Origin of the sequence: Methylomonas rosea (genome assembly GCF_024505055.1) — a bacterium.
Lineage (GTDB): Bacteria > Pseudomonadota > Gammaproteobacteria > Methylococcales > Methylomonadaceae > Methylomonas > Methylomonas rosea.
Genome location: NZ_JANIBL010000107.1, coordinates 1 through 6,258 on the forward strand (window position 1 = coordinate 1; position 6,258 = coordinate 6,258).

Consider the following 6,258-nt stretch of genomic DNA (forward strand, 5'->3'; position numbering starts at 1 on the left):
GGGGTACTCGTGTCCAGGAGGGATAATAGCGTAGCGTTCCCCGCACCCGCGGGGATGAACCGGAACAGCAACGCGCCGCCAAAGCCGCCAAGGAGCGTTCCCCGCACCCGCGGGGATGAACCGGATTACGCCTAGTAACGCAATTGGAAACCAGCGCGTTCCCCGCACCCGCGGGGATGAACCGCGCGCGTCACACTGCAAAGACCGTGGGCATTTGCGTTCCCCGCACCCGCGGGGATGAACCGCCCGCCGCCTGGCGATTTTACAGCTGCTGCAAGCGTTCCCCGCACCCGCGGGGATGAACCAGGAGCGTCGTCTAAGTCACTATTTAGAGTCTGGCGTTCCCCGCACCCGCAGGGATGAACCGGATCGTATCACTTATAAGGGTACGCAATTCTAGCGTTCCCCGCACCCGCGGGGATGAACCCTTTTATCGAGTCCCGTCGCATTCGTGACGAAAGCGTTCCCCGCACCCGCGGGGATGAACCAGCATCGTCCTGCGGCTGAATTTCTCCAAATGGGCGTTCCCCGCACCCGCGGGGATGAACCGAATGATTGCTACCGTGTGGTTTTGGGCCTCATGCGTTCCCCGCACCCGCGGGGATGAACCGATGGCCGCTGACGTGCGCGACGTGGATGCACTGCGTTCCCCGCACCCGCGGGGATGAACCGCCAGCCCGCGAGCAATTAGACCAACTTATCCGGCGTTCCCCGCACCCGCGGGGATGAACCGAAATAAAAGGCGCGAAAGAGCTGGCAAAAGATGCGTTCCCCGCACCCGCGGGGATGAACCGAACATGATCGAGGATTTCGCCCGGCTGGTGTTGCGTTCCCCGCACCCACGGGGATGAACCGGCAATCGGCCGGACGATATCGCGGTTGATTGTGCGTTCCCCGCACCCGCGGGGATGAACCGCTGTTTAAAGCCACTTCGCACTCAGCTTGCCACGGCGATCCCCAACGCTGTTACATTACAGGTCGACGGAATTTAATTGATAGAGTTAAAGGCCCAAATTTTACGTTGTTTTGGCTAGCTGCTATTTTTGCATGTAGTGGTTTTTATCGAGAACGCTTTAGCCGCCTCTTACATAGAGAAATGGCGGTTTATTGGTGGCATGTGGCTCAAGAAGTCGACTTGCCGATTTAACGCTTAACCGACATCCCGGCTATGAATGAAGCTCTCAAATTCTTGACCGACAATAATTTCATGCCGCACGGCTATTGCCTGAGCTGGTCGCCGGGTTTGCTGTGGACCTTCGTGGTTAGCGACGGCTTGATATTCTTGTCTTACTTTTTACTGCCGGTTGCCTTGGGTTATTTCGCACGGCGTCGACGGGATTTTCCGTATGTCCGGGTGCTTTGGCTGTTTGTAGTGTTCATTCTGGCCTGCGGCACGACGCATTTGATGGATGTCGTGGTGATTTGGGAACCACTTTACGGACTCGATGCCTTTGCAAAAGTCGTGACGGCGATGGTCTCGGTAGTGACGGTGGCGGTATTGATACCGTTGATTCCCAAAGCGCTGCAATTGCCCAGCCCCGCTCAGTTGCGCGAGGCCAATGAACAGTTGCAACAGGAGGTTGCCGAACGCGAACGGGTCGAGCAGGCTTTGAAAGCGGCGAACGTATTACTTGAGCAGGGCTTGGTAGCGGAGCGTACCCAGTTGGCGGCGCTGGTCAATTCTTCCGACGATGCGATTATCGGCAAAAATTTGGACGGCATCGTCACCAGTTGGAACGGTGCGGCCGAACGCATGTTCGGTTACAGCGCCGCTGAAATTGTCGGCCAGCCGATTACGCTGCTGTTTCCATCCGAACTGCTGGCCACAGAAACCGAGCTGCTGCAGCGGATTGTTAACGGCGAGCGGATAAGCAATTACGAAACGCAAAGGGTGCGTAAGGACGGCAGCCGGATCGAGGTTGCCTCGACGATTTCGGCGATCAAGGACTGCGAAGGCAATGTCATCGGCGCGTCGAAGATAGTGCGCGACATTACCGAGCGCAAGCGTATCAAGGCGGCGTTGCGGGAAAGCGAGGCTAATTTCCGCAAGTTGTTCGATGTGGCGCCGGTGCCGATGGCACTGGTCGCCGCGGACGGTACCATGTTGGCTTTGAACCAGTCTATCGCTCGCACCTTTGGCTATACCTTGTCCGACATCCCAACTGTCGAGGATTGGTGGCGCAAGGCGTATCCCGATCCGGTTTACCGGCAAACCGTGTTCGATATCTGGCAGGATTTGCAGCGGCGCGCGGCAGAACAGCAGGCACCGATCGAATCGCTGGAATATCAAGTGACCTGTAAAAGCGGTGAGGTGCGCACTGCCATCATCTCCGGTATTACGATAGGCGACAATTTATTGGCAACTCTGATGGACATCACCGAGCGTAAGCGTGCGGAGGAGACGCTACGCAAATTATCCCTGGTAGTCGAGCAAAGCCCGGAGAGTATTGTTATCACCGATCTGGATGCGCGGATCGAGTACGTTAACGAAGCGGTGATCCAAACCACCGGCTATTCGCGCTCTGAACTGTTGGGTCAAAATGCCAGTCTTTTGAAATCGGGCAAGACCAAGCCGGAGTATTTTGTCGAGCTTTGGGATAATTTAACGCATGGCCGATCCTGGCAAGGCGAATTTATCAATAAGCGCAAGGATGGCCGTGAGTTTGTGGAGTCGGCTATCGTGGCGCCGATTCGGCAGCAAGACGGCCGGATTAGTCATTACATGGCGATCAAGGATGACATCACCGAGAAGAAACAGATGCTCGAAGAGTTGGAAAACTATCGCGAACATCTTGAGGAGTTGGTCGTTGAGCGCACCGAACAGTTGGCCGATGCGATGCAAGCGGCGGAAGTGGCCAATGTATCGAAAAGCGCATTTCTGGCGAATATGAGCCATGAAATCCGCACGCCGATGAACGCCATTATCGGTTTGACGCATTTGCTGCAAAATACCCCGCTGGACGCCAAGCAGCGCGAGCAGCTGGCCAAGATTTCCGTTGCCGCCCGGCATTTGCTGGGCATCATCAATGACATTTTGGATTTTTCCAAGATCGAAGCCGGCAAATTGGTTCTGGACATCGGCGATTTCGATCTCGATCAGGTTTTTAAAAGTTTGAACGACCTGATTTGCGACCGCGCCGCCGAAAAAGGTCTGGAAGTGATAAACCGTATCGATCCGGCGCTACCGGCGGTGTTACGCGGCGATTCGCTGCGGCTGGGGCAGATTTTGCTTAATTTTGCCAGCAATGCCGTCAAGTTTACCGAGATTGGGCATATCGTGTTTCGGGCTAAATTGATAGCCAAAAATCCGGTGGGGATTGTGGCACGATTTGAAATCAGCGACACCGGCATCGGCATGAATGCCGAGCAATGCAGCCGCTTATTCCAAGCCTTCGAGCAAGCGGATGCGACGACGTCGCGCCGCTTCGGCGGCACAGGTTTGGGGTTAGCCATCAGCAAGCGCCTGATCGAAATGATGGGCGGCACGGTGGGCGTGGAAAGTGGACTGAGGCGCGGCAGCACGTTTTGGTTGGAATTACCGTTTGAATATGCTGTGAGTTCTGCGCAGCAAATACCCAAGCCGGATATTCGGAAAGGTTTAAAAGTATTGGTGGTAGACGATGTGGCGGAGGCCCGCGAAGCTATCGCGCACATGCTGACTCGGTTCGAAGCCCAGGTGAGCGTGGCCGATTCCGGTCCGGTGGCCGTGCAAAATGTTGTCGATGCCCAGCAGGCCGATTCACCGTTCGATCTGGTGTTGATGGACTGGATGATGCCGGGGATGGATGGCATTCAAACCGCGCGCCGGATGGGCGAAATACTCGGCGAGCCCTTACCGAAAATTGTACTGGTGACCGCCTATAGCTACGACGGCAGCACCGAGGAGTTGCGTAGCGCCGGGATTGTTGGGCATCTAGCCAAGCCGGTGACGCTATCGGCCTTGCACGATGTGATTGCCGGGGCGTTATCGGGATGGCGGCAAAAAAAACCTGCTGATGCGCGGCGTCCCGATCTATCCAAGCTGAAAGGGCGGCGGGTGTTGTTGGCCGAAGACAATCTGATTAATCAGGAAGTGGCGTTGGAGTTGTTGCAAGAGGCCGGTGTGTTAGTCGATTTGGCCGAAAATGGCCGCAGCGCTTGCGAAATGGCGGCAAAACAGGCGTACGACCTGATTCTGATGGATGTGCAAATGCCGGAGATGGATGGCATCGCCGCCAGCTTGGCGATTCGGCGTATGCCGGGGCGGGACAAGACGCCGATATTGGCGATGACCGCCAACGCTTTTGACGAAGATAGACGCGCTTGCCTGAGCGCCGGGATGAACGATCATATTCCCAAGCCCGTCAATCCCGAGGTGCTGTACGAGGTGATGTTGCGCTGGATGCCGCCACTGGCGACGGTCGATCCGGCCCGGGATTCTAAAACACCGGGCGACCAAAACGCCGGCAACGCGGCGCTGCACGAACGCTTGGCGAATATCCCGGGCCTGGATCTACAGGCGGGTTTACACAATCTGCAAAACAAGCTGCCGTTTTATCTGCGCCAGTTACGGCATTTTGCGCAGCGGCACGCGGCCGAAGCCGAGAATATCAGGCAGTTATTGGCGGTGGGCGATTGGGAGTCCGCGCAAAGAGCAGCGCATTCCTTAAAAAGCAGTGCCGCAACTTTGGGAATAACCCACATCCGGCAGACCGCCGAGGGCATCGAATTGGCCTTAAAACAGCAAGCAGCTGAAGCGGTCGATTCCTTGCAGCGTCCGCTCAAGCAATTGACCGAGCAGCTTGCCGCTTTCATCGCCCGGATTCTTGAGGTGTTGCCGAGTGAGCCGGCGCCTCAAGAGATTTCGCAGCCTAGTTATTCCGAAGAAGCACTACGCGCGGTTGTCGAAGGTCTGCGGATATTGCTGGAGGAAGGCAATATTCAATCCCAAGTTTATGTACAAAAACACCAGGAGCAATTACGGCAAACCTTGGGCCGCGAAGGAGTTGCGTCCTTGACACGGCATGTCGAGGTGTTTGCTTTCGATCAAGCCTTGGACGTCTTGCAGCGCCAGCCATACCCATAGCCAGCCACGCGGGTTTACCCATTTTTACAATTTACTGACGCCGATTTAGTCATCTGTCGGCGATAATGGCTTTATCGATAACCTGTCGCCGACCTTTTGCCGGAGTTGCAAAGTCATGCCCCAAGCTCATAAATTCTTTAAATCGCGCCGCTTGCTCTTGTGCTGCTCGCTGCTGTTGTTTAGCGCCTGTTCGTCCAGACCGCCGCTGCCCAGTCAAGAAGATCAGCAGGAAAAGTTGAGCGAGGCCTTGGGCAATGGTGCCTACAAAACCGCGCGGAGTTTTGCTGTTGATGCTACGCACGATGTCTGGATTTATCAGCAAACGGCGCTGGAAGTGGAGCTGATCGGGCCGAGCACGCCGGGCAGTTATCCTTTGATTATTTATCTGCCCAGCTTGGGCGAAGATGCCAAAGCCGGGCGTTTGTGGCGGGAAACCTGGGCCAAGGCCGGCTATCTGGTGTTTAGCATGCAGCCGGTGCCGGTTAGCCAAGCCTTAAAGGCCCTGGAGGCGGAACGCCGCTTCGACGACCCCGAGGAGATACCGGACGACGAGAATGTAGAGCTGGCGGATGAAAACATGGAACTACGTCCGGACCAGGCGAGCGGCGGTTGGTTTGGCGACAAGCCGCGTCGGCAATCGCGGAGCGCGCGCGAAAGTGAGTTGCGCTACGTCGGCCATCAATATTTTGCCGTGGAGAATCTGAAAATCCGCTTGGAGCAACTGTTTTGGGCTTATCGGCAAGTGCAAACCCGAGCCGGTCTGCGGCAACCACTGTATGCGTCAGCCGACTTAAGCAAAGTGATTCTGGCCGGTTACGATTTGGGTGCACAAACCGTGACGGCGGCCTTGGGCGAGAATTTCGGCACCGGTCTGCCGCATAGCGACGAACTCAAGCCGGTTGCTGCAATGGTGTTGAGCCCATCGGTGGATTTGGCGGAAGGCAATGTTCGCAGCCGGTTTCAGGCTTTGCGTCTGCCCATGCTGACGATTACCGGCAGCGAAGATAACGACCCGTATGCCATCAGTTCGGCCGCGGTGCGCACGGCGGTTTGGGAGCAGGCTCCGGCCGGCGGCAAATATCTGTTGTTATTGCGCGGCGCCGGGCATCGCTTGCTGGCGGGTAACGAACTGGGCGGGCGGTTTGGCTTGAGCGGGGCGAGACGCGGAGAATTCGGCATGGGTGGCATGGAAT

Annotated in this window: 2 protein-coding genes and 1 CRISPR repeat array; both genes read left to right on the plus strand. The window is 56.6% G+C overall.

The window, feature by feature from the left end:
• Positions 1-33: 33 nt before the first annotated feature.
• Positions 34-915: direct repeats of the CRISPR family, unit length 28 nt; unit sequence GCGTTCCCCGCACCCGCGGGGATGAACC.
• A gap of 253 nt (positions 916-1,168) precedes the next feature.
• The gene (locus NP589_RS20990; RefSeq protein ID WP_256608720.1) at positions 1,169-5,065 is read left to right on the plus strand and encodes a PAS domain S-box protein; all 3,897 of its coding nucleotides are present in this window, start codon (positions 1,169-1,171) and stop codon (positions 5,063-5,065) included.
• A 115-nt stretch (positions 5,066-5,180) separates the two neighbouring features.
• On the plus strand, positions 5,181-6,258 hold a 1,078-nt coding region (locus tag NP589_RS20995), incomplete at its 3' end, for an alpha/beta hydrolase (RefSeq protein ID WP_256608721.1).

What these genes read in the sequence shown, in the direction of transcription:
- NP589_RS20990 (WP_256608720.1), top strand. Translation starts at nt 1,169, where the DNA reads ATGAATGAAGCTCTCAAATTCTTGACCGACAATAATTTCATGCCGCAC.